24 protein-coding genes are annotated in these 26,641 nt (G+C 67.2%); 7 read left to right on the top strand and 17 right to left on the bottom strand.

All coding sequences use genetic code 11. The features are described from left to right. Positions 1-11: 11 nt before the first annotated feature. A complete protein-coding gene (locus FS388_RS01205; RefSeq protein WP_168198553.1) occupies positions 12-1,175 on the bottom strand; it encodes a DNA recombination protein RmuC in 1,164 nt (387 codons plus the stop codon). A gap of 93 nt (positions 1,176-1,268) precedes the next feature. Here FS388_RS01205 and FS388_RS01200 point away from each other — a divergent pair, with 93 nt between their 5' ends. Then, complete coding sequence (locus FS388_RS01200; RefSeq protein WP_168198552.1) at positions 1,269-2,027, top strand: histidine phosphatase family protein; 759 nt, start codon at positions 1,269-1,271, stop codon at positions 2,025-2,027. 82 nt (positions 2,028-2,109) lie between these two features. On the opposite strand, the gene FS388_RS01195 is transcribed toward FS388_RS01200, so the two are convergent. From FS388_RS01195 to betT, 3 genes are all read right to left on the bottom strand, one after another. After that, positions 2,110-3,684: a GMC family oxidoreductase gene (locus tag FS388_RS01195; RefSeq protein WP_146341805.1), complete on the bottom strand. Its 1,575-nt coding sequence runs from the start codon at positions 3,682-3,684 to the stop codon at positions 2,110-2,112. A 17-nt stretch (positions 3,685-3,701) separates the two neighbouring features. Further along, a complete protein-coding gene (locus tag FS388_RS01190) occupies positions 3,702-5,180 on the bottom strand; it encodes an aldehyde dehydrogenase family protein (protein WP_146338927.1) in 1,479 nt (492 codons plus the stop codon). A 126-nt stretch (positions 5,181-5,306) separates the two neighbouring features. Further along, complete coding sequence (gene betT, locus FS388_RS01185) at positions 5,307-7,448, bottom strand: choline BCCT transporter BetT (protein ID WP_146338925.1); 2,142 nt, start codon at positions 7,446-7,448, stop codon at positions 5,307-5,309. Between the two features lie 248 nt (positions 7,449-7,696). On the opposite strand from betT, the gene ychF reads away from it, so the two are divergent. Then, entirely contained in the window at positions 7,697-8,776 is a 1,080-nt protein-coding gene (gene ychF, locus FS388_RS01180) for a redox-regulated ATPase YchF (RefSeq protein WP_146338923.1), read from the top strand. A gap of 76 nt (positions 8,777-8,852) precedes the next feature. On the opposite strand, the gene FS388_RS01175 is transcribed toward ychF, so the two are convergent. Beyond that, on the bottom strand, positions 8,853-10,097 hold the full coding sequence (locus FS388_RS01175; RefSeq protein ID WP_146338921.1) for a trans-acting enoyl reductase family protein: 1,245 nt from the start codon (positions 10,095-10,097) through the stop codon (positions 8,853-8,855). 190 nt (positions 10,098-10,287) lie between these two features. Here FS388_RS01175 and FS388_RS01170 point away from each other — a divergent pair, with 190 nt between their 5' ends. Then, positions 10,288-10,941, top strand: a complete 654-nt coding sequence (locus tag FS388_RS01170; RefSeq protein WP_146338919.1) for an SDR family oxidoreductase — start codon at positions 10,288-10,290, stop codon at positions 10,939-10,941. Between the two features lie 73 nt (positions 10,942-11,014). Here FS388_RS01170 and FS388_RS01165 read toward each other — a convergent pair whose 3' ends face one another. The 7 genes from FS388_RS01165 to FS388_RS01135 form a co-directional block, all read right to left on the bottom strand. Next, positions 11,015-13,096: an iron ABC transporter permease gene (locus tag FS388_RS01165; RefSeq protein WP_210410211.1), complete on the bottom strand. Its 2,082-nt coding sequence runs from the start codon at positions 13,094-13,096 to the stop codon at positions 11,015-11,017. Positions 13,097-13,161: 65 nt separating this feature from the next. Then, the gene (locus FS388_RS13105; RefSeq protein ID WP_146338915.1) at positions 13,162-14,169 is read right to left on the bottom strand and encodes an iron-siderophore ABC transporter substrate-binding protein; all 1,008 of its coding nucleotides are present in this window, start codon (positions 14,167-14,169) and stop codon (positions 13,162-13,164) included. A gap of 68 nt (positions 14,170-14,237) precedes the next feature. Further along, positions 14,238-15,044 (bottom strand): ABC transporter ATP-binding protein, encoded by an 807-nt coding sequence (locus FS388_RS01155; protein ID WP_246836248.1) that lies wholly within the window; start codon positions 15,042-15,044, stop codon positions 14,238-14,240. A gap of 176 nt (positions 15,045-15,220) precedes the next feature. Then, positions 15,221-15,988, bottom strand: a complete 768-nt coding sequence (locus FS388_RS01150; RefSeq protein ID WP_146338912.1) for an SCO1664 family protein — start codon at positions 15,986-15,988, stop codon at positions 15,221-15,223. Next, the gene (locus FS388_RS01145; protein ID WP_146338910.1) at positions 15,988-16,542 is read right to left on the bottom strand and encodes a DUF3090 domain-containing protein; all 555 of its coding nucleotides are present in this window, start codon (positions 16,540-16,542) and stop codon (positions 15,988-15,990) included. The genes FS388_RS01150 and FS388_RS01145 overlap by 1 nt, the downstream gene beginning before the upstream one ends. A 23-nt stretch (positions 16,543-16,565) precedes the next feature. Further along, positions 16,566-17,258 (bottom strand): histidine phosphatase family protein, encoded by a 693-nt coding sequence (locus FS388_RS01140; protein ID WP_146338908.1) that lies wholly within the window; start codon positions 17,256-17,258, stop codon positions 16,566-16,568. 33 nt (positions 17,259-17,291) lie between these two features. Continuing rightward, positions 17,292-18,044 (bottom strand): YqjF family protein, encoded by a 753-nt coding sequence (locus FS388_RS01135; protein WP_246836247.1) that lies wholly within the window; start codon positions 18,042-18,044, stop codon positions 17,292-17,294. Between the two features lie 136 nt (positions 18,045-18,180). On the opposite strand from FS388_RS01135, the gene FS388_RS01130 reads away from it, so the two are divergent. Continuing rightward, a complete protein-coding gene (locus FS388_RS01130) occupies positions 18,181-18,948 on the top strand; it encodes an endonuclease/exonuclease/phosphatase family protein (protein ID WP_168198551.1) in 768 nt (255 codons plus the stop codon). Next, a complete protein-coding gene (locus FS388_RS01125) occupies positions 18,948-19,550 on the top strand; it encodes a bifunctional 2-polyprenyl-6-hydroxyphenol methylase/3-demethylubiquinol 3-O-methyltransferase UbiG (protein WP_146338902.1) in 603 nt (200 codons plus the stop codon). The genes FS388_RS01130 and FS388_RS01125 overlap by 1 nt, the downstream gene beginning before the upstream one ends. On the opposite strand, the gene FS388_RS01120 is transcribed toward FS388_RS01125, so the two are convergent. The 5 genes from FS388_RS01120 to FS388_RS01100 are packed head-to-tail and all read right to left on the bottom strand — an operon-like array spanning position 19,501 to position 23,584. Then, positions 19,501-20,460: a lysylphosphatidylglycerol synthase transmembrane domain-containing protein gene (locus FS388_RS01120; protein WP_146338900.1), complete on the bottom strand. Its 960-nt coding sequence runs from the start codon at positions 20,458-20,460 to the stop codon at positions 19,501-19,503. The two genes, FS388_RS01125 and FS388_RS01120, sit on opposite strands and share 50 nt — an antisense overlap. Before the next feature lie 4 nt (positions 20,461-20,464). Then, a complete protein-coding gene (locus FS388_RS01115) occupies positions 20,465-21,331 on the bottom strand; it encodes a class I SAM-dependent methyltransferase (protein WP_146338898.1) in 867 nt (288 codons plus the stop codon). Further along, positions 21,286-22,356: a glycosyltransferase family 4 protein gene (locus FS388_RS01110; RefSeq protein WP_146338895.1), complete on the bottom strand. Its 1,071-nt coding sequence runs from the start codon at positions 22,354-22,356 to the stop codon at positions 21,286-21,288. Before FS388_RS01110 ends, FS388_RS01115 begins: the two co-directional genes overlap by 46 nt. Beyond that, a complete protein-coding gene (locus FS388_RS01105; protein WP_146338893.1) occupies positions 22,356-23,120 on the bottom strand; it encodes a CDP-alcohol phosphatidyltransferase family protein in 765 nt (254 codons plus the stop codon). Before FS388_RS01105 ends, FS388_RS01110 begins: the two co-directional genes overlap by 1 nt. Next, positions 23,117-23,584, bottom strand: a complete 468-nt coding sequence (locus FS388_RS01100) for a DUF3817 domain-containing protein (protein ID WP_146338891.1) — start codon at positions 23,582-23,584, stop codon at positions 23,117-23,119. The genes FS388_RS01105 and FS388_RS01100 overlap by 4 nt, the downstream gene beginning before the upstream one ends. Before the next feature lie 120 nt (positions 23,585-23,704). Here FS388_RS01100 and FS388_RS01095 point away from each other — a divergent pair, with 120 nt between their 5' ends. Further along, positions 23,705-24,973 (top strand): NAD(P)/FAD-dependent oxidoreductase, encoded by a 1,269-nt coding sequence (locus FS388_RS01095; RefSeq protein WP_146338889.1) that lies wholly within the window; start codon positions 23,705-23,707, stop codon positions 24,971-24,973. Further along, positions 24,970-26,571 (top strand): cryptochrome/photolyase family protein, encoded by a 1,602-nt coding sequence (locus FS388_RS01090; protein ID WP_146338887.1) that lies wholly within the window; start codon positions 24,970-24,972, stop codon positions 26,569-26,571. The genes FS388_RS01095 and FS388_RS01090 overlap by 4 nt, the downstream gene beginning before the upstream one ends. Positions 26,572-26,641: the final 70 nt, after the last annotated feature.

Genomic DNA, 26,641 nt, shown 5'->3' with positions numbered 1-26,641 from the left:
GAGCTGAGGCACTAGCCGGCGGGGGCCTCCAGGCGTGGTCCGGGCTGCCTGACGTCGGCAGTCAGCGGCGACGGGCTCAGCGCGCCGGGAGCTGCTCCCTCGGTTCCCTCAAGCCGGCCTATGGCCTCCACCTGGGGCATGACGCGACGCTCGATGTTGCCGATGAGGGAGTTGTAGGCCTCCACCGCCTGCCGAAGCCGACTTCCCGTGGTGCTGAGATGCTCACCCATGGTCTCCAGGCGTCGGTACAGCTCGCGCGAATGATCGATGACTTCAGTGATGTTCGCGGCCAGACGCTCCTGCCGCCAGGCGGCCTCGACCGCCTTCAGCGCAGCGAGCAGGGAGGCGGGTGAGACCAGTGTGACGCCTCGTGAGACTGCATGCTCCAGGAGCGACGGATCATGCTCCAAGGCTGAGGACAGGAGTGACTCCGCCGGCACGAAGCAGAAGACCACCTCAGGCGAGAGCTCCACGGCTTCCCAGTACTTCTTGGAGGCGAGTTCGTCGACTCGGGCACGCAGCGCCTTCGCCTGAGCCTTCGCCTCCGCACCGCCCAGAGGAGCCTTAGCGTCGATGACAAGAGTGCGCTCACCAGGCAGACGGACCATCAGGTCCGGCCGGAGGACCTCACCGCTGCTGCTGATGCCCTGATGCTGTTCGGCAAAGTCGACGTGCGGGAGCATTCCGGCTGCCTCCACGACGCGACGAAGCTGCACCTCACCCCAGTGTCCGCGTGCGGTCGTCGAACGCAGGGACCCCAGAAGCGCCTGTGTGGACTCCAGAAGGCGGGCATCGCTCTGCGCCGCCGAAGCGAGCTGCTCCGAGAGCTGCGCGTGCTGAGCTGCCCGCTCGCGCTCCAGCTCACTGACCTTGCGCTGCACTTCGGTCACACCCTGCCGCACCGGATGGAGCATCTCCAGCATCGACTCCCGTTCGCGGGCCGCGTCGGCTTCGGCGGCCCGATGCCGCTCAGTCTCCTCGAGCCGGCCCTGGGTCCCTGCGGCGCGACGCTCCGCTTCGGCCTGGGCGGCCTGCGCAAGTGCTCTCTCCTCGGACAGCGCGGCGGTGCGCGCGTCGTGCCTGCTTCTGAGCAGCACGAACACCCCCGCAGCAGCAGCCGCGGCGCCGCAGAGCAGGCCGGTGAAGAGTCCGGTCAGCAGTGCAATCCAGTCCATGTCGCCCACGGTGCCACGACGGTATGACATCTGTGCTGACCGGCTCGCGTAGGGTTAATGCGGCATTTGTTGAACGCAGCAGCGAGGAGCTCCATGATCAGGATCCTGCTGGTCCGCCACGGGCAGACCGACTGGAACAACGACGGACGGATGCAGGGCAGCACTGACATCCCCCTGAACGAGCAGGGGCGCGCCCAGGCGCGCATGATCGGAGGCTTCGTTCGCCAGCAGAATCCTGCTCAGGCATACGTCTCCACGCTGCAGCGCACCCAGCAGACCTACGACGAGTTCGGCATAGACCTTCTCGCCGCCGCTCGTGCCGATCTGGTTGAACGGAACCTTGGGGTGTGGGAGGGCCAGCGCGGCAAGGACGTCCGCGCGGAGGCGCCTGAGCAGTTCGCCGCGTGGCGGCGGGGCGAGTTCACCCCGGAGAACGGCGAGAGTCATCAGGAGCTGACGGACCGGATCACCGGCGCCTTCTTCGACATCGTTCGCAGGACGGCGGACGCCGAGGTCACCGAGTCGGTTGATCTGAGCTTTCCCGTCAGGACAGCGGTGATCGTGTCCCACGGCGCTTCCCTGAGGGTGCTCATGCAGGGACTGGGCCTGGTCCAGAGCGCGCAGACGTCTCCGCTGACCAACGGTGCCGTCTCTGTGCTCGACATCCCCCTGCACGCCGGCCCCGTCTCATCGACCCTTCCTCATGGCGGGTTCGGAGACGATGCCGAGACCGCGGAGGTCATCCGGGGGCTGTCCGACTCTCAGATTGTGGAGCAGTCACTGCTGCGCGTGTTCAACCTCTCACCGGAACTGCTGAACCCGGCTGCAGTGGAGGATCCCGCCATCTGGTGAATCCGCCCGGCCGATGAGAGCCGAAGGGGCGCGACCAGTGATGGTCGCGCCCCTTCGTGCGTCCTTCAGCGATGCTGTCAGATCAGGCGAGGCCCTTGATGAGGTCGGCGCACCGTTCGCCGATCATCATGGTCGTGATGTTGGGGTTCACCGTGGTCAGCTCAGGCATCACCGAGGCGTCCGCCACGCGCAGCCCCTGGACGCCCTTGACCTTCAGGTCTGAGGTGAGGGGAGACATGTCGTCCTCGGCGGGACCCATTCGGACGGTGCCTGCGGGGTGATAGACCGTGTTGTGGGTGCGGTGGATGTAGTCGGCGAGGTCCTCGTCGCTCTGGGTGTCCTTGCCCGGGTAGAGCTCCTCACCGGCCCATTCGGCCAGTGCAGGCTGGGCGGCGATCTCGCGCGCGAGGCGGATGCCGGCGATGGCGACGCGCATGTCGTGGCCCTCTGCGTCGCTGAAGTAGCGCGGATCCACCATCGGCTTGTCGCGGTGATCCTTGGAGCGCAGCTTCACGGTGCCCCGCGACTTGGAGTGAGTGACGTTCGGCGTCAGGACGAACGCGTTCTCGGAGGTGGGGTACCCCTGGCGAAGGGTGTGCATGTCGAAGGGCACCGCGCCGTAGTGCATCATCAGGTCAGGGCGGCCGGGCTTGTCTGCCGCGTCGGACCCCTCCAGGGTGTCTGCGAAGATGCCGATCTCCCAGAACTGGTAGCCCTCTTCGATCATGGGCTTCTTGGCATCCCAGCCGATGACGACTTCGGGGTGATCCTGGAAGTTGGCGCCGACGCCGGGGGAGTGCACCCGGGCTTCGATCCCGTGCTCGGCCAGGTGCTCCCGGTCTCCGATGCCCGAGAGCATGAGGAGCTTCGGGGAGTCGATGGCTCCGGCGGAGAGCACGACTTCGCGGGAGGCGAGGATCTGCTGCGTCTTCCCGAACGAGCCGGCAACTGCCTTCACGCCCGTGGCTCGGTCGCCTTCGAAAGTGATCTCTTTGACCCAGGTATCGGTCAGGAGGTGGAAGTTCTCCCGGTCGAGGATGGGGTGCAGGTAGGACACCGAGGATGATGAGCGGGTGCCGTCCTGCCTCCGGTTGATCTGAAAGAAGCTGGCGCCATTGACGACCGTTTCACCGCTGTTGAACTCAACGCGCGGAATGCCGACCTGCTCGCAGGCATCCAGCACGGCCACGCCGCACGGGTCGTGGGGAGGAATGTTCATCAGATGGACGGGGCCTTCCTTCCCGTGATGCTCCCCGTCGTTCTCGTTGGTCTCGAGGCGCTTCAGAAGCGGCCAGGTGCTCTGTGCGTTCCAGCCCTCTGCGCCCATCTGCTCCCAGTCGTCCATGTCCTCGCGCGGGGGCCAGAAGGCGATGCAGGAGTTGTGGCTGGAGCATCCGCCCAGCACTTTGGCGCGCGCGTGGCGCATGAAGCTGTTCCCGGTGGACTGCTCCTCGATCGGGTAGTCCCAGTCATAGCCGGACTCGAGGAGCTCCATCCAGCGGTTGAGCTGCAGCACCACGTCTTTGTCCTGGTCGGTGGGTCCCGCCTCCAGGAGAGCGACCTGCACAGCGGGGTCCTCAGAGAGTCGGGCAGCTACTGCCGCACCGGCGGAGCCGCCGCCCACGACCACGTAGTCGAATGTCTTTTCTTCAGCCATCATGTTCTCCTTCAGATTCACTGACCCGGCATCCGGAACCAGCCGCTGACGGCCGGTGCGGTGTTTTCGTAGATGTGCTTGGCCTCGCGGTACTCGTCGAACCCAGCGATGCCGAGCTCGCGGCCCACGCCGGACTGCTTGAAGCCGCCCCACTCGGCCTGCGGCAGGTAGGGGTGGTAGTCGTTGATCCAGATGGTGCCGTGCCGCAGGCGTGAGGACACGCGGTGGGCGGTGCCTGAGTCGGAGGTCCAGACGGCTCCGGCCAGCCCGTAGACCGTGTCGTTGGCCGTGGCGATGGCCTCCTCCTCTGTGGTGAAGGTCTCGACGGTGATGACGGGTCCGAAGGACTCCTCGGTGACCACGTGCATGCCGCGTTCGACGTTGTCCAGCACGGTGGGGGCGTAGAAGCAGCCGTCCTTGTGCTCCTCGCCGCCGAAGTGGCCTCCGGTGCGGAGCCGGGCGCCTTCTTCCATGCCCTTCTCCACGTAGGCGTGCACCTTGTCCCGGTGCTCACCGCTGATCAGCGGGCCGGTCTCGGCGTTCTCGTCGAAGGGCCCGCCCATCTGGATGCTCTCAGCGCGTCGGACGAGCTCGTCCACGAACTTCTCCTTGATGGACTCCTCGACGATCAGCCGCACTCCGGCCGAGCAGACCTGTCCGGAGTCGACGAACCCGGCGTTGAGGGCGTTGTCGACCGCGGCCTCGAAGTCCGCGTCGGCGAAGACCACGTTGGGGTTCTTGCCTCCGAGCTCCAGGGCGATCTTCTTCACCGTCTCGGCGGCGGAGGACATGATCTTCCGGCCGGTGACGAGGCCGCCGGTGAAGGAGATGAGATCGACGTCGGGGTGGGTCGACAGCGGCGCACCGGCGGTCGCTCCCGGACCGGTGAGCAGGTTCGCCACTCCGGCCGGCAGACCCAGCTTGTCGAAGACGTCCATGATCAGGATGCCCGTGTGCGGGGTCAGCTCCGCAGGCTTGAGGATGAGGCTGTTTCCGGCAGCGAGGGCGGGTGCCAGCTTCCACGCGGACTGCAGGAGCGGGAAGTTCCAGGGCGTGATCATCCCGCAGACGCCCACGGGCTCGTACACCACTTTTGAGATGACGGAGGCGTCACCGGCGTCGACGATGCGTCCGGCGTCATGGTCGGCGAGCTTCGCGAAGTGCTTGAAGCAGCCGATGATGTCGTCCATGTCGATCTGAGCCTCGACGAAGCGCTTGCCCGTGTCGAGGGCCTCAGCGCGAGCGAACTCGTCCTTGCGCTCGGTGAGCTGCTGCGCGACCTGGAGCAGGAACTCTCCACGCTCCGCCGCCGGGGTGTCCGCCCAGACGCGGGAGTCGAATGCCTTCTTGGCCGCTGCGATGGCGGACTCGGCGTCCTGAGCGCCGGCCTCCGAGACGGTGCCGACGTCGGAGCCGTCGGCGGGGCAGGTGATGGTGCGGGTCTCGCCTGAGGCGGCGGAGACCCATTGTCCATCGATGAACAGGGTGGCGGTCATTGGAATGCTCCTCGGGTCGGATCTGGTGGGCGTGGGGGTTCGCGGTGATCTCCCGCACCTCCGGCGTCATCTTCCACTCTAACCAGGGGAGAACGACGCCGGATGGGCGCAGGAGAGTCGGCCGGCCTACTCTGACCGGTTGACTCGGGAGGAGTCCCAATCCGTCGGGATGGTGCCCGTGTCCAACGTCACAGAGGGCCCGGGTGCCTCGTCGCTCATCGTCAGGACGGTCAGGTGGCGCTCGTAGGCGTCGAGCACGTCCGTGATGAGCTGCTCCTTGGTGTACCCGAAGATGTCATGTCCGGAGGATCCGGTCGCTGAGAAGACCTCGACCCGGTGGTAGGTCTCCCCGGCGCTGCGGAAGTTGAGCGCGAAGCTCGGCACCGCGTACTCCACCGGGTAGGCCTGGTACTTGAAGATCGCTTCGTTGCCGAAGTCGACTCTGAGGTCGATCTGCTGCATGCCGGACTCTGTCGCCGTGCCTCGTTCGCAGATCACCTCGGAGCCGGCGGCGGCCATCGCCTCTGCCACCTCCTCGATGGCTGGCATCGCCGTACTGGTCATGTACTCCTCCACCTCGCTGGCTTTCGGGTAGTGCATATGGCGACGCAGGCGGCGCTTCCAGCGGCCCTGGCTCGGGTCGGTGCTGGCAGCGATCCGCTCCGACAGGGCGGAGGGAAGCTGGGCGTCCTTGGACTCTTGGGCGTAGGTCTCCATACGCAGAGTCCTCCACACGCTGAGCATCAGGACGTAGAGCACCAGGGAGAGGGGCAGTCCCAGAATGACCGCGGCCATCTGGAGGGTGTAGATGCCGTCGAGGGTCAGCATCACCAGGGTCAGGGCGCCGATGACGGCGGACCACACCACACGGAGCCAGCGAGGGCCGTCCCCAGTGCCTGCGCTGATCTTCGAGGTGAAGTTGGCCAGCACGAGGGATCCGGAGTCGGCGGAGGTGACGTAGAACAGCAGGCCGACCACGACAGAGACTCCGATGGCGAATGTGGCGCCTGGGTACTGGGAGATCAGCTCGAAGTAGCCGGAGCCCTCAGCGTCGAGAGCGGCCTCGGCGAAGGCCGCGTCACCGCCGGCGATCCTGGAGACGGTGGCGTTTCCGAAGATGGAGATCCACAGCGCGTTGAAGGCGAACGGGACCAGCAGCACACCGATGATGAACTGGCGCAGCGTGCGTCCGCGGGAGATGCGTGCGAGGAACAGGCCGACGAAGAGTGCCCAAGCCATCCACCAGGTCCAGAAGAAGATCGTCCACCATTCGAGCCATTCCCAGGACAGCCATTCCTCGGAGGTGTCAAAAGCGAAGGTCTGCGTGAGCATGCCCGGGAACATGGCGAAGAAGTCGCCGATGTTCTGCACGAGCATGTTGAGAAGGTCCATGGTCTCGCCGGCGATGAGCACGTAGAGCATCAGGGCGATGGCAGCCAGCACGTTCAACTCGGCCAAGCGCCGAATGCCCTTTTCAACGCCGGAGTACGTGGAGAAGGTCACGACAATGGCTGCCAGCACGATCAGCGAGGCCTGCACGGCGAACGTCGTCTCGATGCCGAACATCATGCCCAGCCCGAAGGACAGGAAGACGACGCCGATGCCGAGGCTGGTGGCGATGCCGAAGATGGTGCCCAGCACTGCGGCGATTTCGACCGTGTCCCCGGCGACGCCCTGCGCGCGCTTGCCGATGATGGGGTACAGAGCGCTGCGGATCGCGAGCGGGAGGTGGTATCGGTAGGCGAAGAGTCCGAAGGCCATGCCTGTCAGGGCATACATGGCCCAGCCGGGGATGCCGTAGTGGAACATGGTCCACAGGGCTGCCTCCTCAGCGGCCTGCACCGTCTCCGGCTCAGCTCCTCCGGGACCCGCGAGGTAGTTCGTAGCCGGGCCGACCACGGAGAAGAACATCAGGTCGACGCCGATGCCCGCGGCGAAGAGCATCGAGGCCCAGGTGAAGAGGCTGAACTTGGGTTTGGAGTGGTCGGGGCCCAAGCGAGTCTTGCCGACTCGGGTGAAGGCCACTATCAGCACGAAGACGACGATGATCGCTGCGGTCAGGATGAAGTACCAGCCGAGGTACTGGGAGAGCCAGACGAAGGCGTTCTCCATAGCCGCATAGATGGGGTCGGGCCAGATGGCGGCAGCAGCGGTGAAGACGACGATCAGGGCCGCCGAGATGATGAACACCGGCCAGTTCACGGGGGTCGAGGCGATGCGTGAGGGCTTCGCCTCGGGCGAATCAGTATCTGCAGGCGCGGACGCCATGACGTGTTTCCTTTCGGTGGTATACCTCATCGGTGTGCGCAGGGGCCGTGGAGGGCGGGGCCTGCGCAGTTCCAGTGAGCTGTGTAGTCGAAGCGCACATCAGAGTAGATCAAGTGTGGATCTGTTCTCAGTCCGTTACAAGACTTTTTGTAGTTCGCGGCCAGGAATGGCTCCCTGCAGGCGTCACTGTGGTATTCAGGGCGGGCCCGGACCGACAGCGTGCCCGGGACGCGGTAGGTTAGATCTCTGTGGCACTGACTATCGGAATCGTGGGACTGCCCAATGTGGGCAAGTCGACTCTCTTCAACGCACTGACCAAGCAGACGATCCTCGCGGCGAACTATCCGTTCGCCACGATCGAGCCGAACGTCGGCATCGTGGATCTTCCTGATGAGCGGCTGACTCGGCTTGCTGAGATCTTCGGCAGCCAGAAGATCATTCCGGCCGCAGTCTCGTTCGTCGACATCGCCGGCATCGTCAAAGGCGCCTCCGAAGGGGAGGGGCTGGGGAACCAGTTCCTCGCCAATATTCGTGAGGCTCATGCCATCGCCCAGGTGGTCCGCGTCTTCGAGGATGAGAACGTCACCCACGTGGACGGCAAGGTGGATCCGACGTCGGACATGGAGACCATCAACACCGAGCTCATTCTGGCCGACATGCAGACGCTCGAGAACGCGATCCCGAAACTGGAGAAGCAGGTCTCGGGGAAGAAGGCCGACAAGTCCACCCTCGATGCCTACGTGGCAGCCAAAGAGGTGCTCGACGACGGCCGGACGATCTTCTCCGCATCGGCCTCGTTGGACATGGATGAGCTCAAGCAGATCAGCCTGCTGACGGCCAAGCCCCAGATCTATGTGTTCAACGCCGATGAGTCGGTTCTCGGCTCGGAGGAGAAGCAGGCGGAGCTGCGCGAGTCCGTCGCGCCTGCTCAGGCAGTATTCCTCGACGCGAAGTTCGAGTCCGATCTGGTGGACATGTCCGCTGAAGAGGCAGCGGAGATGCTGGAGCTCAACGGCCAGGAGGAGTCCGGCCTGGACCAGCTGGCCCGCGTGGGCTTCGAGACCCTGGGTCTTCAGACCTACCTCACGGCCGGTCCGAAGGAATCACGGGCGTGGACGATCAGCCAGGGTGACACCGCCCCTGAAGCCGCAGGTGTGATTCACACTGACTTCCAGAAGGGCTTCATCAAGGCGGAGATCGTCAGCTTCGAAGATCTGGTCGCAGCCGGGTCCATGAACGATGCGAAGTCCGCCGGCAAGGTCCGGCTCGAAGGCAAGGAATACGTGATGCGCGACGGCGACGTCGTCGACTTCAAGTTCAACGTCTAGCGGCTACCAGCATCGTCAAGAGGTGCAGGAAACCTCAAGAGACCCCGTCGAGGCATAGTTCGCACAGAGAGTTCACTCACGGCACAGAGCTGGCGAGGGACGTGACTTCGTAGGTATGGCCTGCCTCGCGCAGCCGCTCAACGAGAATGTTGCCGAGGGCGGTCGCCGGGGTCAGCGAACCTGTGGCAGACGGCAGACGGTCGCCGTCGAGGGCAAGTGAGAGGGCTGTCTCTCCGGCCATCACGGCGGTGGCGGCGTATCCCGGATCGCCGGGCCCAGCTGCGATGGCACGATAGCGCTGGCCGCTCACCGTGGAAGCAGTCACCTGGGAATGGAACCAGCCTGAGCGCCGCGCGGCCTCACTCGGGCCCGCACCGGGCGACGGAAGGACACGGTCCAGCATTTTCCTCGTGATGGGCAGAGCCAGGGCGGCTCCGAACAGCCGCAGGCCAAGCGCCGTGGCCCCGGCGGTCACGGCGCCCACAGGCCCTCGCCCCATACCCATCACTTCGCCGTACCGCAGGGACCTGCCGTAGGCCCAACCCTGCAGGGCATTGCTGCGACGCACGATCCGCGTATTCGCCGACGCCATGATGAAGGGCGCGGCCCACGGGCCCTCATCCGAACGGCCGACCCACCCCAGATCTGGAGGCTGCCGGGTCGCGGGCTCCGCCGTCCGGTCTGGACTGAGGGAGTAGGGGTCGCCCGCAAGGGACCGCAGCGCAGGGTCCGTCCGGATACCGTCGAGCTGCCCACGCATGGACTCGATGGTGCCGCCGCTGAAACCGCCCTTCGCCCTGGCAACGAGCTGCACTTCGGTCAGTCTGCCCTCGCCGTCAGCCTGCGCGGCCTGGTGCAGGAGGAGCACCGCGAGGTCCGACGGGACGGAGTCGTAGCCGCACGCATGGACGATCCGTGCACCTGTAGTGTTCGCAAGGGCACCCCAACGGTCGATAGCTTCACGGACGAAGGACACCTCTCCCGTCAGGTCCCCGTAGTGGGTGCCGGCGCGGGCACACGCCTCGACAACCGGCAGCCCGTATTTCGCGTAGGGACCCACCGTGGTGAAGAGAACTCTGGTGCCCGTGGCCATGGCCGCGAGCGAGTCAGGGTCCCCCGTATCGGCCTCAATGATGGCCCAGTCATGGGCGGCGACGGGCAGTCTGGACCGTACGTCTTCGAGCTTTGCCCTCGACCTCCCCGCGAGTCCCACTCGCAGGTCCGGTGGAGCGTGGTGCGCAAGGTATCCAGCGATGAGCTCCCCGACAAAGCCGGTCGCACCAAAGAGGACGAGGTCGTGGTTGCGCGTTGGAGCAGCCATGCCGGCAGTCTTCCACAGCAGAGACCGGACCGGCACCGGGGAGCGCGTTCCTCTCCTATCGCTGAAGCGCCCCGCCACCCCAGAACCAGATCACAGAGCATCATGAGTTCTCGAGGCCTGGTGCACTGACCAGTCCTCAGCGAAACGACTGGGGCTGGGCCGACTGCCGCAGCTCGTCTACGCTTCACCCATGACGAATCTTGAGGGTGCGGTCGTTCTGGTGGTCGGTGCCTCAGGCGGGCTCGGCTTGCGGATCGCCGATCGGCTGGAGAGCAGCGGTGCCGTCGTTGCCCGGTCCTCGAAGTCCGCAGGGCACGACCTGCGTGAACCCACTGTGATCCGGGGGGTGCTGGAATCCACGCATGCGGAGCATGGACGCCTCGACGGCCTTGTCATCGCGTCCGGGGTCGTCGCATTCGGCCCCGCTTCAGGACTTGAGCCCGCCACGGTTGATGAACTCTTCGCGGTGAACACGACCAGTGCGATCGAACTCATCACTCAGAGCCACCCCTACCTCGCGGCCTCGGCAGATGACGGCCGGAAACCCTTCGTGGTCACGCTGAGCGGGGTCGTCGCTGAGACGCCCACCGCCGGAGTGGCAGCGTATTCCGCGTCCAAGGCGGGGCTCGCGGCTTTCGCTGCTGCAGCGGCTCGCGAGTACCGTCGCGATGGCATCCGAATCATGGACGCCCGCCCCGGGCACACCGGCACCTCGCTGTCCGAGCACCCGATCGCCGGGTCTGCGCCGTCATTCCCAGAGCCGCTGGACCCGGACCGCGTGGCAGAGCGGATCGTCACTGCGATCGTGGACGGCGAGAAGGACCTGCCCAGCACCGCGTTCTGAAAGTGGTGAGAAGCCGAGATGGACTCCGGATTGGGTCCATTGCTGATGCTCGGGGCATCGCTCGAGCGGTCGGCTATGCGGTCTGGGCAGTGGAGCGCTTCAGCAGCCAGAGGAGGTAGGGCGGTCCGAGCACGGCCACTACCAGTCCGGCGGGCAGCTGATCCGGTGCAATGACAGTCCGCCCGAACGTGTCCGACAGGGACACAAGAGCGGCACCCAGCAGGGCTGACATGGGCAGGAACCAACGGTGCTCGCGGCCCATCAGCATGCGCGCCATATGGGGCGCGGCGAGTCCCACAAAGCTGATCACGCCGATGCCGATCACCGCGACCGCCGAGAGCAGCACGGCGATGATCAGCGCAGCAGCGCGTACCCAGCCCAAGCGCACTCCGAGTATCCGTGGGGTGAGTTCATCGATGCTGATGATGTCCAGTTCCCGCTGCAGCAGGATCAGGACCGGAACGGACAGCACCAGCTGCAGAAGGATCGGGGTGAGATCGCCCCACGTGGTCCCGAACGTGGAGCCGCCCAGGAAGGAGATCGCCATTGCTTGGTTGTACGGGTTGGTGGTGGATATCAGCAGTTGGGTGATGGCCTGCGCTGCCGTCATCACGCCGATGCCGACCAGCACCACCTTTTCCGGGGAACCGCCGCGCGGACTGGCCAGAAGGAACACGATCAGCCCGGCCAGCGCCGCCCCGGCGGCAGCACCGGCGGACATAGTCCACGCGGAGGAGGTGAAAAGGATCATGGCGATGACGGCGCCGGCTCCGCCGGAGGCGGCGACGCCGAGGATTCCTGGGTCGGCCAGCGGATTCCGGGTCACGCTCTGCACCAGGGCACCGGCGATGGCGAGCACGGCACCTCCTAGGACGGCGGCGGCGACGCGTGGACTCCGGAAGTTCAGGGTGATCTCGATGGCGCGGGCGGCCTCACCGCTGAGCCACAGCTGGATGTCCCCGACGCGCAGCCACCAGTCACCCAGCAGCAGCCCTGCGCCCATGAGGATCAGCAGAAGCAGCGCTGCGGCTGCGCTGAGGATGACCCGACGACTGAGCGTGATGCGGTGCGGCAGCGGCAGTGCGGAAACCTCCTGATGGCTGGCTGCGCTGCGCAGCCGCACAGCCAGCACCACGAGGAAGACCGCCCCCACCAGGGAGGTCACGACGCCGGTGGGAATGGCGACCGCGAGATTGGGTCCGGCGACGGCGAATGCCAAGGCGCGCACCGCAACGTCGGACCCGATGACGATCAGCGCACCCACCAGGGCAGAGGCTGTGAGCGCCCAGGCGGATCGGCCGAAACGTATGACCTTGGCAGAGGCCAGCCGCACGATGGCGGGTGCGCACAGGCCGACGAAGCCCAGTGGTCCGACCATCGTCACCGCGGCGGCGGAGAGGGCCACGGCGCAGATCAGCAGCGCGCCTCTCAGGAATGCGACGTTGACGCCCATGGACTGTGCGGCATCTGTTCCCAGAGAGAGCACATCGGTGCTTCGGGTCAGCATGACCAGGCCGAGGGCTGCCCCCACCACCACGGGAAGCAGGGGCAGCAGTCCGGAGAGCCCGGAGAGGTTGAGCGTCCCAGCGCCCCAGAGGAACAGCCCCTGCGTGGACTGAGCGAAGATCATCAGCAGGGCTGCGGTGACCGAGGCCAGGCCCATGGCAACGACAGTTCCCGCCAGAACGAGCCGAATCGGCGCATGCTCGGAGAGCCCAGCAAGGGCGAGCACCACTCCTGCTGCGATCCCGCCTCCGAGGAACGCGAGCCCGGCCGAGCTCAGCGCCGGCAGGGAGACGCCGAACGCTGCTGCTGCGGTGAGTGCCAGGTGGGCCCCGGCATTGACCGCCAGAGTGTCCGGTGAGGCCAGCGGATTGCGCGTCATGGCCTGCAGAGCACAGCCGGCTGCGCCGAGGGCGGCGCCGACGACGAGTCCGCCGACCAGCCGTGGCAGCCGCGAGTCCAGCGCCAGTGCACGCAGATCAGCAGCAGCGTCGGTGTCGCCGGGAGTCAGGACGGCCGTCAGCAGCTCCCACGGTGATGCTGCCGAGGTCCCCTGAGTCAGGTGCACCGCTGAGAGCAGCACCAGGGCGGCCGTGCCGAGCACCAGAGCCGCAGTCGCCACCACGCGTGCAGCGGCGGCGGCGTGCGTCACCTGTGGTCCTTCGGTGGGCGCTTCTGCTGCCAGGTGCTCCGGCTCAGCCCTGGTCCTCAGTGAGTTCACTGGTCTCCGGCAGTCTCGACCGCTGTCTCGCTGAGGTATTCGATCCACTGCGTGGCCGAAGCGGGGCCGCCGTAGATCCAGATGCCGTCCACGGGGTGCATGGCATCGTTCTCCACGAATCCCAGGGAGTTCCATACGGAGTTGCTCTCGAGGGGCTCGAAGGGATCATCGGGGTCAGACTCCGAGGTCCACCAGTACAGGATGGTGTCCTCGTCCAGAGCGGTCAGCCTCCCTACGTCTGCCTGGCTGATGTCATACGCCTCGTCGCCTTCGTCCTGCCACGCGGATTCGAGTCCGATCTCCGTTCCGAGGGTCTGAGCCAACGCGCCGGGACCATGCATGCGGAATGTGGCGGTGTTGCCTTCCACCGTGGGGTAGGCCAGGACGAAGGGTGTTCCTTCAGCGCTCGCGTCGGCTATGGCTTCGGCCGCGGTGTCCCGGGCATCCTCGAATTCCGTCCAGGCCTCATCGGCTCGGTCCTGCGCACCGAGAAGCTCAGCGGTCATGAAGAAGTTGTCCTGCATGTTGCCGAGGGGGTCAGACGCATCGGCACCGGGCTGCAGCACGACGGGCGCGATCTCTTCGAGATCCTCCAGAAGGCCGTCCGGGACGGAGCTGTCAGCGCCGAGAATCAGGTCAGGGTCGGCCTGGCCGATGGCCTCCAGACTGGGTTCGGTGCGCAGCCCCACATCGGTGGCGTCGTCGTCCACCGAAACTGCTGTGGCCCACGCTTCGTAGCCCTCGAGGTCTGCGACTCCGACGTGAGTGCCGCCGAGCGCCTCCACGTTCTCAGTCTGCGCCCATTCGAGGGTGACCACGCGCTGGGCGGGGGCGTCCAGCGTGATCTCCTCGCCCCGGTAGTCCGTCACGGTGACCGGCGCGGACTCTGCGGGCTCGGAGCCGGCTTCCGCCTCGTCGACTTCGGTGGTGCCGCAGGCAGTCAGACCGAAGACGGCGACGGCTGAGGCCGCGGCCGCGCCTCGCAGGCGCTGTGGAAGGTTCATGGTGGGCAGGGGTCCTTTCGGTCACGGGTATGGCTTGGGGGGGGTGAAGGTGCGGTCGGTGGTGAGGCTCAGGCGGACAGCAGAACCGGCTCTGCTGCGTCGTGCTGCTGATGCGGGGTGCCGCGCCCGGCGCGACGGGCGCGGACAGCGAGCCCGCCCTGAGGCATGGACAGCACGTCGATGCGCACGCCGAAGATCTCAGTGAGCCTGTCGCCCGTCATGACTTCTGCTGGAGCGCCAGAGGCAACAATTCGTCCCTCGGAGACGAGGATGACGCGGTGCGCGATGTCGGCGGCCTGCTCCAAGTCATGCAGGACCACCCCTATGGTCAGACCGTGCTGATCGGCCAAGTCGCGAATCAGGTCCAGCAGGCTCATCTGGTGCTTGAGGTCCAGGAACGTGGTGGGCTCGTCCAGCAGGAGGACGTCCGTCTCCTGGGCCAGGCAGGCGGCCAGCCACACGCGCTGCAGCTGCCCCCCGGAGAGCTGGGTGACCGGGCGGTCACGCAGCGCCTCAAGTCCGGTCAGCCGAATGGCGCGCTCCACGGCCCGCTGGCTTTGGGCGTCTGCACGGCTGAACCGCTTCCGGTGCGGGTGCCTGCCGAGCTCAACAATGTCGGAGACGGTCAGTCCGCCGGGGGTGGGGCGCTGCTGGGCGAGGATCGTGAGACGTTTGGCAAAGGCCCGCGGGGAGAGTGCAGAGGTGTCGTCCCCGTTGAGTGTGACGGTCCCAGTGGTGTCGGCCAGCCTGCAGATGCCGCGCAGCAGCGTGGACTTGCCGCTGCCATTGGGTCCGATGAGCGCCGTGACGGTGCCGGGGATCAGTTCGACGTTCGCGTCCACGACCACAGACGCGGCCCCATAGGACACAGACACCGACTCTGTCCGAAGCGCACGAGGAGCGTGATGTTTTTGCACATCCGAATGTTAACAAAAGGAAAGAAGGCTTGCCTCACCTAATTCGCTGACATGGGTGGATCTCCGGGAGTCAGCGCTCCATGCGTCGCCTCGCGTCAGGCCAAAGGACTGGGCGCCGGGGCTCCTGCGCTCCTTCAGAACAGCGGCCAGGGAACCGCGGGCATCCCTGCGGGGGGAGCCGGGAACCGTGCTTCTGAGCGAAGCGCCGCGCAGCGCTCAGCGAGCGACGTGATCTCTTCGTCAGTCAGCAGCTCGGCGAGGTCGCGGCCCAGCTCGCCTTGGAGTCCTTCGCTCACGCAGTCAATACCCTCGAGCTCCTCGGCGGTCAGGGCCTCTCCCAGCCACCCCCAGAGGACCGTGCGCAGCTTGTGCTTGCGGTGGAAGGTGAGCCCATGGTCCACGCCGTACCTGTGGCCGTCCGCCATGGCGAGTATGTGGTCGCCTTTTCGGTCGGCGTTGTTGACGATCAGGTCGAACACCGCCATGCGCCTCAGCGCTGACGAATCCTCGTGCACCAGGGTGACCATGCGTCCTTTGTCATCCTGGCCCTGCAGAACATGCTTCCAGCCCGTCTCCGGCGCATGCTCCGCCTCGACCAGGTCGACGGCGCTCTGGTCCGGGTCCTGCTCCTGCCAGAGCTGCACCATTCCCTCACCCAAAGGGCCGTCGCGCAGCCAGGTGTGCGGAACCACGCCCCAGCCGAGAGCCTCTGAAACGCGGAAAGCGGCCACCTCCCGGTGCGCCAGGCAGCCGTCGGGGAAGTCCCACAGGGGAGTCTCACCATCTATCGGCTTATAGACAACGAGCGCGTCACCGATGCTGCCCAAAAATGTTGCGTTGGAAGCCGTCCTGATACGACCTGTGAGCGTCAGCTCGCTGGCCATGAGGTCCGTGGCTGACATCAGCCCTCAGGAACGATGCAGGTATGCCCGTCGGCGTCGATCGGGTAGCCGCAGAGCGGGCACGCCGGGCGTCCGGCGCCCACAATCTCATGGGTGCGCTTGGCGAACGCGCGGGCAGTGCCCACCGGCATTCGCACCACCAGCATTTCGCTGTCGGGCGAGCCGTCCTCATCGGGGGCTTCACCGCCCTCATCGCCGTCGGCGTCCGTGATGGGGTAGGCCTCGATGACGACCTGGGCGGTGGTGGGGTCCCATCCCAGGCTCATAGTGCCGGTGCGGAAGCGCTCCTCGACGGCCTCAAGCTGGTCATTGTCGACAAGCTCCGGGGGAGTGCTGGTGGGCACGCTGAAGCGATTGCCCTCCACGCTGATGAGCTGGTCCAAGATCTCATCGATCTTCTCCGCGAGCAAAGCCGACTGCTGCTTCTCGAGGGCGACGCTCACCATCTGGGTCCCTGCGCGCACCTGCAGATAGAACGTGCGCGCCCCCGGAAGGCCGATGGTGCCGACGACGGCCCGGTCAGGCCAATCAAAATCGTGAACACGAGCAGGCATAGCACCATTCTAGGCCTTGCGGGTCAATGTGGCTTGTTTCCTGCGCCCCCGCCTACCGGCGCATCGCCCGACTGGATGCCCTTCGACAGCCACGACAGATCGCCCCCGTCGGTGTTCGTCGCGTGGACGCTCGGCCGGCCAGTGCCGTAGCGCACAATCGATACGGATGCAGGGCCCACACTGATGCGCTGGAACAGGTCCAGGTGCATGCCCAGGGCGTCGGCCAGAATGGATTTGATGATGTCGCCGTGGCTGACCGCCGCCCACACGGCCTCGGGTCCGTGCTCGGCTTCGACGGCTGCATCGTGACGGCGGATCGCGACCACCGACCGAGCCTGCATTGCGGCCATCGACTCACCGCCGGGAAAAACGACTGCGGACGGCTGGGACTGCACCAGCGACCACAGGTCCTCGCCCGCGAGATCGGTCAGACTGCGACCCTGCCAGTCGCCGTAGTCGCACTCGATGAGGTCAGACTCGACCGGTGCGGACGGTGCGCCCGCCTGGCGATCGAGGATGTGCTGGGCGGTCTGCTGACAGCGCTCAAGGGGGCTGGAGACCACCGCCGCCAGCGGAACGGCCGCGAGCCGCTCGGCGGTGAGAACTGCTTGATCGCGTCCCACCTCGTCCAAGCTGACGCCGGCGGCCCTGCCTGCCAGCAGCCCCGTGGCATTTGCTGTGGTGCGGCCATGCCGCACGAGAATCGCTGTCGCCATCTTGCAAGCTTATCCACGCGGGCGAACAGCGCGTCACACGGTCGGCTGCTGGAGAGTCTGCGGCGCAGCGAAGACAGTCCTCACCGCAGGCGCATAGAGAACCGACTCGGGAGCCCTGTCTGCGACGCCCTCAAAACCTGCTGCCTCCAGGAGGCCATCGTCAAGCCGCAGCAGCTCCGCACGCTGCAGAGGCCACGGCTCATGGTGATTCCGGCAATAGATGGTGCGCCCTCTGCGGCGCTCATGGAACCCCCACCGGGCTGTCAGGAACGTCGACAGCGGATCTCCTGACAGCTCGCCGTCGCCGGCCCGCTCAGGCGTGGGTCGGATTGTGAACTCTGAGACAGCGCTCCTGCGGCCGTGCCGAACTGTCCGGTAGGCCACCTCGTCGTCTGTGCGCTCGCGCTTCATCGACGCCCACTGGTACCGCAGTCCGAAGGCCGCCCGGGCCACCATCACCGGCACCAGGTGGGATGCCTCCAGGCTCCGGAACACGACGCCGCGCCGGCCCTGCGCATCGACCGAGTACAGGCGAACATTGACCTCCGGGAACGACCCGAGCCATGGGATGCGGGGGCCTCCGAAGAACGAGCTGTCAGACATCTGAAAGCCCACGAGGCCGACCCACGAATCACCGTCGAACACGTCGGCGGAGCAGCCAGGCGGCATAAAGGGCTCCACCGCCTCAGGATCGACCCGCCAATGGAGGAAGACCACATCGCTCCACCGCTGCCCCAGAATGGCACGGCTTCCCAGCGGCGGCGGCTGTCGAGGCAGATGGTTCACTGCGCACAGCATAGATCAGCACGGCCGGTACAGTACGCCGCGGGAGGCCCACATGGATCAAGCAGACGAAACGCGCAGCCGAAGCCGGACGAGGGACGCACTCTTCGGCCCAGCATCAGCCCCAACGCTGCACGTGATGACGTGGAACATTCGGCGGCGCTCGCATGGGCCTGCACTGCGTGCCGCGGATCGGTGGGACACGAGGGCTCCGCACCTGCGGGACCTTCTGCGCGCAGAGATGCCCACTGTGCTGGGAGTGCAGGAAGCGCTCCCGGACCAAGCCGAGTGGGTGCACGCAGCCCTGGGAGACAGCTACGGCCGAGTGGGCTATGGACGGGCGCGCGACGCCGGCGACGAGGCCGCCCCCATCTTCTACGACGCGCAGAGGCTGGAGCTGCTCGACTGGGGCCAGCACGCGCTATCCCGTAAGCCAGGCGAACCCGGCTCCAGGTCATGGGGCAGCATATTTCCGCGCGTCTTCGTTGCCGCATCCTTCCGCGACCGCGACACCGGCATGAGGTTCCAGATGATCAACACCCACCTGGACCACCTCTCGGCCTGGGCGCGGCTGATGAGCGCACGTGCCCTGAGCGCCGCCGTGCAGGCTTGCCCCACCCCCTCGTTCATCACCGGCGATTTCAATACCGGTCCGGCGGCCGCCCCAATGCGGCATCTCCGCGAAGCCGCGCAGATGCGCGATGCGTGGGACGCTGCCGAGAGCCGGCACAGCGAGGAATGGGGCACATTCTCGCGATATCGGCCGCCTCGGGCCCCCGGCAGACGCATTGACTGGATCCTCGCCTCACCCTCCGTGCGCGTCACCGCAGCGGGGATCAGCACCGCACGGAACGCCCAGCGGGGATCGGACCACCTGCCTGTTCAGGCGCAGATAGAGTTGCGCTGATGAGCGAATCCCCGCAGCCCACACGCTGGGTGACCGAGACCAAAGAGGGTCACTCCCGGTGGTACATCGACCGGTTCCGCACCCTCGCGCAGGAGGGTGAGGACCTCGTGGGCGAGGCCAGGCTCCTCGATGCCATGGTTCCCCGGGGAGCACGAATCCTCGACGCAGGCTGCGGGCCCGGACGCCTCGCCGCAGAGCTCCACCGCAGAGGCCACACCGTCCACGGTGCGGACGCTGACCCGGAGCTGATCGCCGCGGCCGAGGAGGACAACCCTGGTCCGGCGTACTCAGTCGCTGACCTCGCGGAGCTCAGCCTGAGCGCCCTTGGAGCATCAGCACCGTTCGACGCGGCGCTGATGGCCGGAAACGTGATGGTGTTTCTCGCCCCCGACACCGAGACTCAGGTGCTGAGCAGGCTCCGCGACTGCCTCGTCCCCGATGGGCCGCTCGTGGTCGGGTTTCACACCGACCGGCACCTGAGCCTCACGGACTTCGACCAGTACGCGGCCGCCGCCGGGTGGCGCCTGGAGCACCGCTTCGCCACATGGGACCTCAAGGCGTGGCATCAGGATGCTGATTTCGCCGTCTCTGTCCTCCGATGAACGAACGGACATGCCGCAGCCGCGGCAGCGCCCTCACGACGAGCACTCCGGCCCCCGGCACAGTGGAGACCACGGCGAGCACCCCGTAGCCCACGGAGACCCGGATTCCGTCCGCTGCCGGAAGCCCGCTGATGGAGAAGCTCCATGCCGAAGCCGCCTCGCGCAGGCCCCACCCGCCGACGCCCACCGGAACAGACATTCCGGCCAGCGCCACAGCCGCAGAGCTGGGCAGCACCGAAGCCGGAACGGTCGGCTCCAGTATTGCCGTCGAGAGCATGAAGAGGGACGCGAAGCACAGCCATCCCAGCACGGACAGGGCCACCACCTGGATGACCTCGACGGCCGACAGCGCCCTCATCCACCGGGCGGCGATGCCCCCGGCGATCAGAGCTGCCACCAGGCATCCCGCGGCGGCAAGGGGCGCGAGCGTCAGCAGCACCGTCCCGGCAGCGGCAAAGACCACCGCGGTGCCCACCAGCCGTTCGGCGGCCATCGAGGCGAAGCCCCGGGCGAAGGCCCGACGTCGGGAATCCGCCGCAGCGTCGGTGCTGTCGTCGGCAGCGCGCAGCACGTCGCCGGCGATGCCGCCCGGCAGCACGCTGTTGAGGAACGCTGCCTGCCAGCACCTGGCCACCGCCGCGCCGGCCGAGACACGGATGCCCTGGTGCCCAGCGACGATGCGCCACCGGAGTGCCTGCACCACCACCCCGCTTCCGCCGAGCGCCAGCGCAGCGACGAAGCTCCACCAGGGCAGCTCCCGGACGGCTGAGAAGAGGTTCTCCGGCCCCCAGAGCGCGGCCAGCGCCCACAGAATGAGCACCGTGACGGTGAGGTGGGCAGCCCCTGCCAGGACCGTCCGCCGCGTGGGCCGGGCTCCGGAGTCTGCGGCGTGCCGAGCCGATGCGCTCACGGGGTCATGCCGTCGGCGCGGACCCCGGCACACAGGCGATGTCCAGATGGCCTACGCGCACCGTGAGGTCCCCTGCGCGAAGCTGCCCGGAGCGGCGCCGCAGCCACTCCGCAGCGTCCTCGCGCATCGAGGGGTCCTGCTCCACCGCCGCCTGCGCGCGGTCGCTGAGGTACCGCTCGACGAACTTGGTGTTCGCGGAGTCGAGGTCCCAGTCGGTGGCGATCATCTCCACCTGCGCCCCGGCTGCGCGAAGCATTCGGGCGAACGCCTCGGCGCCGTCCGGGCCCAGCAGATCCTCGCGGCGCTGATGCGCGTCGAACGCTGACGTGATCGCGGCATCGAAGGGGTCCTGCGGGGCGAGCGAGACCTCCCCGGTGACGGTCAGGCTCAGCAGTGCGGCAGCGCCCTTCGACGCGATGGTCTCAGCGATCAGTGCGGCCTCCTGCTCGGAGAGCAGGTCCAGCAGTGCCGCACAGGTCACCAGCACCGGTGCTCGTGACCCGATCAGCTCCGGAAGCCGATCCACCGTGCCGACCACACGAGTGGTGGGCACCGCGTGCTCATCCGGCAGCTCCGTGCTGACGTTCAGGAGCGAGGCGTCATGGTCCACCAAGACCCACTCGTGGGGCGCTGCGAGTCGAGGGGCCAGCCACGCCTGATTGGACCCGGTGCCTGAGCCGAGGTCGATCACCAGGGCCGGCTCGTCACCGTTCTGCTGGGAAGTCAGCCATTCGCTGATCCGATCGACGATCGGGGCGGTGCGCTCCCTGGCTCGGTGGTCGGCTTCACGCCTGAGGGTCAGCCAATCCGCAGCGACGGGGCGTGCTACCAGCCCAGCGCTGTCCTCAGGCTCTTCGCTGTCTCGCTCCATGGGCGGAGTCTATCCCGGCTCCTGAGGGCATTCGCGCGCCACCTGGCTCGAAGGTCCTCCTGCTGAAGCCACCGCTCCAGCAGCGTCGTCCAGGCCCTCACATCCTCAGGGTCCGCCGCGCTTCCGGGGAGGGTTTGGTCCGTGACGGCAGACGGTACGCCGAGCCCTGATGCGAGGGCTTCGACCGCACCTGTCCCCGCGCCGACCACCGCGGGGACGCCGTGGGCGATCGCCTCGGTCACCACCATGCCGTAGGTCTCCGCCAGGGAAGGGAGCGTGAGCAGGTCAGCGGACTCCCATGCGCTCTCCAGGGCGCGGCCCTGCAGGGGTCCTGTGATGCTGACCCGGCCGGGCAGCCTGCGAGCGGCTGTGCTGAGCGCCTCCGCGTATGACGGATCCGGACCTGCAGGCCCGGTGATCTGCAGCTGCCATTCAAGATCTGCCAGCGGCTCGAGTGCCCGCAGAAGCAGAAGGGGGTTCTTCCGCGGGGAGAGGGAGCCCAGAAACAGGATCTTTGGGGGGTCGGAGCCCGTGGCGGGGGCACGCGCGTCGGCGCCGGGCGGCACTGCCTCGCACTGCAGAGGACCGTAGCGGGCGATGATGTCCTGGGCCGCCCACTGGCTGGTGCATAGAATCCGGTCTGCGCGGTGAAGAGCCGACCGTTCCAGGGCCGCCGCATCGCGCTGCTGCTGGAGGCTCAGCCCTGTTTCAGCCGGCAGGGGCAGGTGCATCAGGACCGATACTTCCACCCCGTCGGCCTGAGCCTCCGCGAGAGCGTCCGGGGCGGCCGATGCAATGATCCCGTCGACCAGTGCTGAGCGGCACTGCGTCAGACGCCGAGCAAGTTCGCGCTCTGCCTGATGGTCTGGGGCAGGCCACGTGCCCCCGACAGCGACCTCTTCGACCTCTGCGCCTACCTCGCGCCACGCGTCGAGGACGCGCGCGTTGTAGATGGAGCCTCCGCTGGGGCCCGGCAGGTCTGCCGGCACCAGGAAGGCCCGCTCATACTCTCTCGACGGTGCCATCAGGTCGCCCCCTCCGGGCGCCGCGCCGCTGGAGGCTCGCGCCCGTCTCGCTCCAGCAGGATGATGTCTCGGCCGAAGGAGATGAGGAGCAGCGTCAGCGCCCCGCCGGCAAGTGCAGCGGCGAGCCCCTGCGGCACCACAGGCCCCAAGCCGATGACGACGGCCGTGGCCTGCACAGCCGCAGCCGTTCGCCGAAAGCCGCTGTAGGGCAGCGTCCGTCGCCAGAGCGGGCGCAGCCAGGTGCCGGCTGCGAAGGCATAGCGCGTCAGTCCGATGGCCAGGACCCACCACCCGACGGTGAGGGACAGCAGTCCCGACAGGACCAGCAGCGCCGCCGCATCGGACTCGGCATCCAGGTGGGCTCCTTCTTCGCTGCCGCGTCCGAGGCGGCGGGCAGCCCACCCGTCGACGGCGTCGAGCAGGGCTGCGGCAGCGGCGAGGATCAGGACCGTCCACGTTCGGGGCGGCAGCGTCCCCGCTGCCGCAAGGACCAGGGCCGCGGTGAGCACACCGACGATCGCGACACGCAGCAGAGTGACCCCGTCGGCCGTCGTGAAGGTCCGAGGGCGCCGTCGCATGACGGACCAGGCGGCCACCGCGGGGACCAGCAGCGAGGCTGTCACACTCAGCGCGCCCTCCGTGCGCCCGGAGGCGTGCGCCGCGGCAAGGATCGCCGCACCTGCCCCGGCGAGCAGCACCACGGCGGCAGCGGCCGGACCTCCGCGGCCGTCTTTGGGCTGCGCCGCGGTGCGGCTCGGGCTCACGACTCAGGCAGGTGGTCGAGAGGAGATCCGATGGCCAGAAGGCTGACGAAGACCACGGCCACTGCGACGAGCAGGATGACGCAGCTCAGCACAGGGCGGCGCACCACGGTGCGGAACAGGCGATCGTGCCACCGGCGATCACGCGCGTCGTCCGTGGCCGAACGACGCCACCCTCCCCGCAGGCGACCTGTTCGGGTCAGCCAGAGGTCAGCGGGAATCGTCGCGTAGGGAATGATCGCGCTGATGATGGCGACAGCCGCCGGCCCTCGTCCCATCCGCTGATTCTTGGCGACGAGCACAGCCGTCACTGCGTAGGCGAGAAACACGAACCCGTGGACTGCTCCGCCGATGGTCACCGCCACGTCAAGACCGGCAGCAGCCCGCAGCACCATGCCGCCCAGCAGCAGCGTCCATGACACCGCCTCGGCGATGCCCATGACCCGGAAGAGCGAGTGCGGACTCATCAGACGAACTCCTTCAAGCAGTGCTGGTGACGGCGATCTGAGGATCAGCTGGCAGCGTCCCAGTCTACCGATCCCCGGCTCCGCCGTAGACTGACCGTCACGCCGACGCAAGGGAGTGACATGGACGCTGACGTCATCGTGATCGGAGCAGGCCTCGCAGGCCTGCAGTGTGCTCGCCGCCTCGAGAGTCGAGGACACCGTGTGACGGTGCTCGAAGCCGGTGACGCCGTCGGCGGCCGGGTGCGCACCGACGAGATCGACGGGTTCCGCTGCGACCGCGGCTTCCAGGTGCTGAACCCTGCCTATCCCACGCTGCGCAGGTGGACTGACCTTTCTGCGTTGGGTCTGCAGAGCTTCGGGGTCGGCGCGCGCGTGACCACCCAGAGCGACGCCTCCGTCCTCGCGCACCCCCTGCGCCACCCGGAGCTTCTGCTCTCCACCGTGCGCAGCGAGCATCTGCAGGTCTCTGACGTGTTGGCGCTCGTGCGCTGGATCGGTCCCGCGCTGCTGAGCGAAGCAGCCGCCTCGCGTCCGAGCCGTGACAGAGCCCTGCGGGCCTCCTTCGACGCGGCAGGATTCACCGGCCCCCTGAGACGGAACCTGATGGACACCTTCCTGGCCGGCGTCATGGTGGACAGCTCCGGGGAGAAGTCCGCCGACTACGCCCGCATGCTCGTGCGGTGGTTCGCGCTCGGAGCGCCGGGCCTGCCGGAGAAGGGGATGCAGGCGCTGCCCGAACAGATGGCGTCCAACCTGGCTGAGCCTGTGCGGCTGCGCTCTCCTGCCCGTGAGCTCCACGAGACGGCCGACGGCGTCACGGTCACCACGGATGGGGCAGCGCTGCGGGCGCGACTGGCTGTGGTCGCGGTGGGCCCCGAGCATGTCGCAGACCTGACCGCCCTGCCTGCGCCGGTGACTCACGGGCTCACGACCTGGTGGTTCCGCGCCCCTGAGCCGCCGGGAGGCGGGACGTTCCTCACTGTGGATGCGTCCGGGCCGGGCGGCGGGCCTGCAGGCCCCGTATGGAACACGGCCGTGGTCTCGGAGGCAGCGCCTTCCTACGCGCCCCGCGGTGAGCACCTGGTGCAGGCCACAACCCTGCTGGATCAGCCGACCGGCCTCGCCGACGAGGCCGCCGTGCGCAGGGATCTCGAGAGGATCTACAGGACCTCAGCTCGACGCTGGGAGCTGCTGACCCACCATGTGGTGCCGCATACCCTGCCGGGACAGCCGCCGCCGCTGAGGCGCCATCGTGAGCAGCGGATCAACGATCGCACCCTGATCGCCGGAGACCACCTCGACCAAGGATCCATCGAGGGCGCAATGGCCTCCGGGGATCGCGCCGCGCGTACGGCTTCCAGCCTTCTCGCGGGAGTGCGGAGAGGGTGACCAGCTCCTCCGCGGTCCATCTCGTCCTTCCCCATCAGCTCTTCGAGGAGCAGCTGCAGGCCCCTTCCGGCATGCGCTTCGTGCTGATTGAGCATGACCTGCTCTTCCGGCAGTACGCGTTCCACTCCCACAAGCTCGTCCTGCACCGCGCCTCCATGGACCGCTTCGCGCGCCGGCTCCGGGGGGCAGGGCGCACGGTTGATGTGCTGCGCAGCGATGCGCACCTCAGCTCCCGCCAACAGCTCGCGGCGCTCCTGGAGCGGCTCAAGCCGTCGCGGGTCACGCGGTTCGACGTCGTCGACGACTGGTTGGACCAGGACCTCGACGCCTCTCTTGCTGACGCCGGCATTGCCGCCGCGGAGCAGGAGGTTCTCGAGACCCCTGGGTTCCTCACCGACCGCAGGCAGATCAGAGACTGGCTCAATGATCATCCGCTGCGAATGCAGGACTTCTACACCTGGCAGCGCCGCCGCCTCAGCATCCTCGTGACCGATGACGGCGAGCCCGTCGGCGGAGCCTGGTCATTCGACGAGGAGAATCGCAAGAAGCTGCCGCGCGGCTACACGCCCGCGCCGGTGCAGCGATTCTCTGACCTGTCCCGAGAGCGCCAGCCGGCTCTGGACTTCGAACAGGAGCCGGAGGGTGTCGCAGCAGATCCGCATCAGGACGTCGAGAGAGCCGTGGAGTGGGCGCTGGAAGAGTTCCCCGACGCCCCCGGGGACCCGCGGCTGTTCGCCTGGCCCACCTCGGCAGATGAGGCCGCGGAGCATCTGCGGGAATTCGCGACGCAGCGGCTCAACGACTTCGGGCCCTACGAGGACGCGATCTCCGCTGAGTTTCCCTTCATCAACCACGGTCTGCTCACTGCGTCGATGAACATCGGACTCCTCGACCCCCGGGATGTGCTGCAGGCCGTGCTGGACGCGGCCGACAGCTCAACCCCACTGGCTTCGGTGGAAGGCTTCGTGAGACAGGTCATCGGGTGGCGCGAATACATGCGGGCCGCCTACATCACTCATGGACGCTCCCTTCGCACCTCGAACCGCCTGAATCACACGCGGCAGCTCGGCCAGGGATGGTGGACGGCCCGCACCGAGCTCGAGCCCCTCGACCTCGTCATCGGCCGGGTCCTGACCACCGGCTACGCCCACCACATCGAACGGCTGATGATCCTCGGCAGCGGCATGTCCCTTCTGCGTGTGCACCCCGATGCGGTCTACGAGTGGTTCATGGAGATGTTCATCGATGCCTACGACTGGGTCATGGTGCCCAACGTGTACGCCATGAGCCAGTTCGCCGCAGGCGAGGGGATCACCACAAAGCCCTATGTCTCGGGCAGCAACTACCTGAAGAAGATGTCTGACCTGCCTGCTGGGGAGTGGGCGCAGGATTGGGATGCGCTCTACTGGGCCTTCGTCCGCGACCACCGCGACACCCTGTCGTCGAACCCGCGGGCCCAGATGATGGTTGCGATGCTGGACCGGATGGACTCCGAGAAGCGGGCCTCCCACCATGATCGCGCCGATCGTCTGCTCGCCGGGCAGTCCAGGACCGGCCTGCTCGCCCGGCCCGAAGCCTCGCACCAGCCCGAGGAATGAGCTCCGGCCCGGGTTCTCCGGGGACTGCGAAAAAAAATCTGAATCCGTCCCATCCGATCTCTGCGCGGCA

Source organism: Nesterenkonia sp. NBAIMH1 (assembly GCF_007922635.1).
GTDB lineage: Bacteria > Actinomycetota > Actinomycetes > Actinomycetales > Micrococcaceae > Nesterenkonia > Nesterenkonia pannonica.
Note: the sequence above shows the minus strand (reverse complement) of the source record. Positions and strands in the feature narration are given on the sequence as shown.

Bases quoted from the DNA above. Each gene is read 5' to 3' on its own strand.
- FS388_RS01205 (WP_168198553.1), bottom strand. From the start codon at position 1,175: ATGGACTGGATTGCACTGCTGACCGGACTCTTCACCGGCCTGCTCTGC.
- FS388_RS01200 (WP_168198552.1), top strand. From the start codon at position 1,269: ATGATCAGGATCCTGCTGGTCCGCCACGGGCAGACCGACTGGAACAAC.
- FS388_RS01195 (WP_146341805.1), bottom strand. From the start codon at position 3,684: ATGGCTGAAGAAAAGACATTCGACTACGTGGTCGTGGGCGGCGGCTCC.
- FS388_RS01190 (WP_146338927.1), bottom strand. From the start codon at position 5,180: ATGACCGCCACCCTGTTCATCGATGGACAATGGGTCTCCGCCGCCTCA.
- betT (WP_146338925.1), bottom strand. From the start codon at position 7,448: ATGGCGTCCGCGCCTGCAGATACTGATTCGCCCGAGGCGAAGCCCTCA.
- FS388_RS01175 (WP_146338921.1), bottom strand. From the start codon at position 10,097: ATGGCTGCTCCAACGCGCAACCACGACCTCGTCCTCTTTGGTGCGACC.
- FS388_RS01170 (WP_146338919.1), top strand. From the start codon at position 10,288: ATGACGAATCTTGAGGGTGCGGTCGTTCTGGTGGTCGGTGCCTCAGGC.
- FS388_RS13105 (WP_146338915.1), bottom strand. From the start codon at position 14,169: ATGAACCTTCCACAGCGCCTGCGAGGCGCGGCCGCGGCCTCAGCCGTC.
- FS388_RS01150 (WP_146338912.1), bottom strand. From the start codon at position 15,988: ATGTCAGCCACGGACCTCATGGCCAGCGAGCTGACGCTCACAGGTCGT.
- FS388_RS01145 (WP_146338910.1), bottom strand. From the start codon at position 16,542: ATGCCTGCTCGTGTTCACGATTTTGATTGGCCTGACCGGGCCGTCGTC.
- FS388_RS01140 (WP_146338908.1), bottom strand. From the start codon at position 17,258: ATGGCGACAGCGATTCTCGTGCGGCATGGCCGCACCACAGCAAATGCC.
- FS388_RS01130 (WP_168198551.1), top strand. From the start codon at position 18,181: ATGACGTGGAACATTCGGCGGCGCTCGCATGGGCCTGCACTGCGTGCC.
- FS388_RS01125 (WP_146338902.1), top strand. From the start codon at position 18,948: ATGAGCGAATCCCCGCAGCCCACACGCTGGGTGACCGAGACCAAAGAG.
- FS388_RS01115 (WP_146338898.1), bottom strand. From the start codon at position 21,331: ATGGAGCGAGACAGCGAAGAGCCTGAGGACAGCGCTGGGCTGGTAGCA.
- FS388_RS01110 (WP_146338895.1), bottom strand. From the start codon at position 22,356: ATGGCACCGTCGAGAGAGTATGAGCGGGCCTTCCTGGTGCCGGCAGAC.
- FS388_RS01100 (WP_146338891.1), bottom strand. From the start codon at position 23,584: ATGAGTCCGCACTCGCTCTTCCGGGTCATGGGCATCGCCGAGGCGGTG.
- FS388_RS01095 (WP_146338889.1), top strand. From the start codon at position 23,705: ATGGACGCTGACGTCATCGTGATCGGAGCAGGCCTCGCAGGCCTGCAG.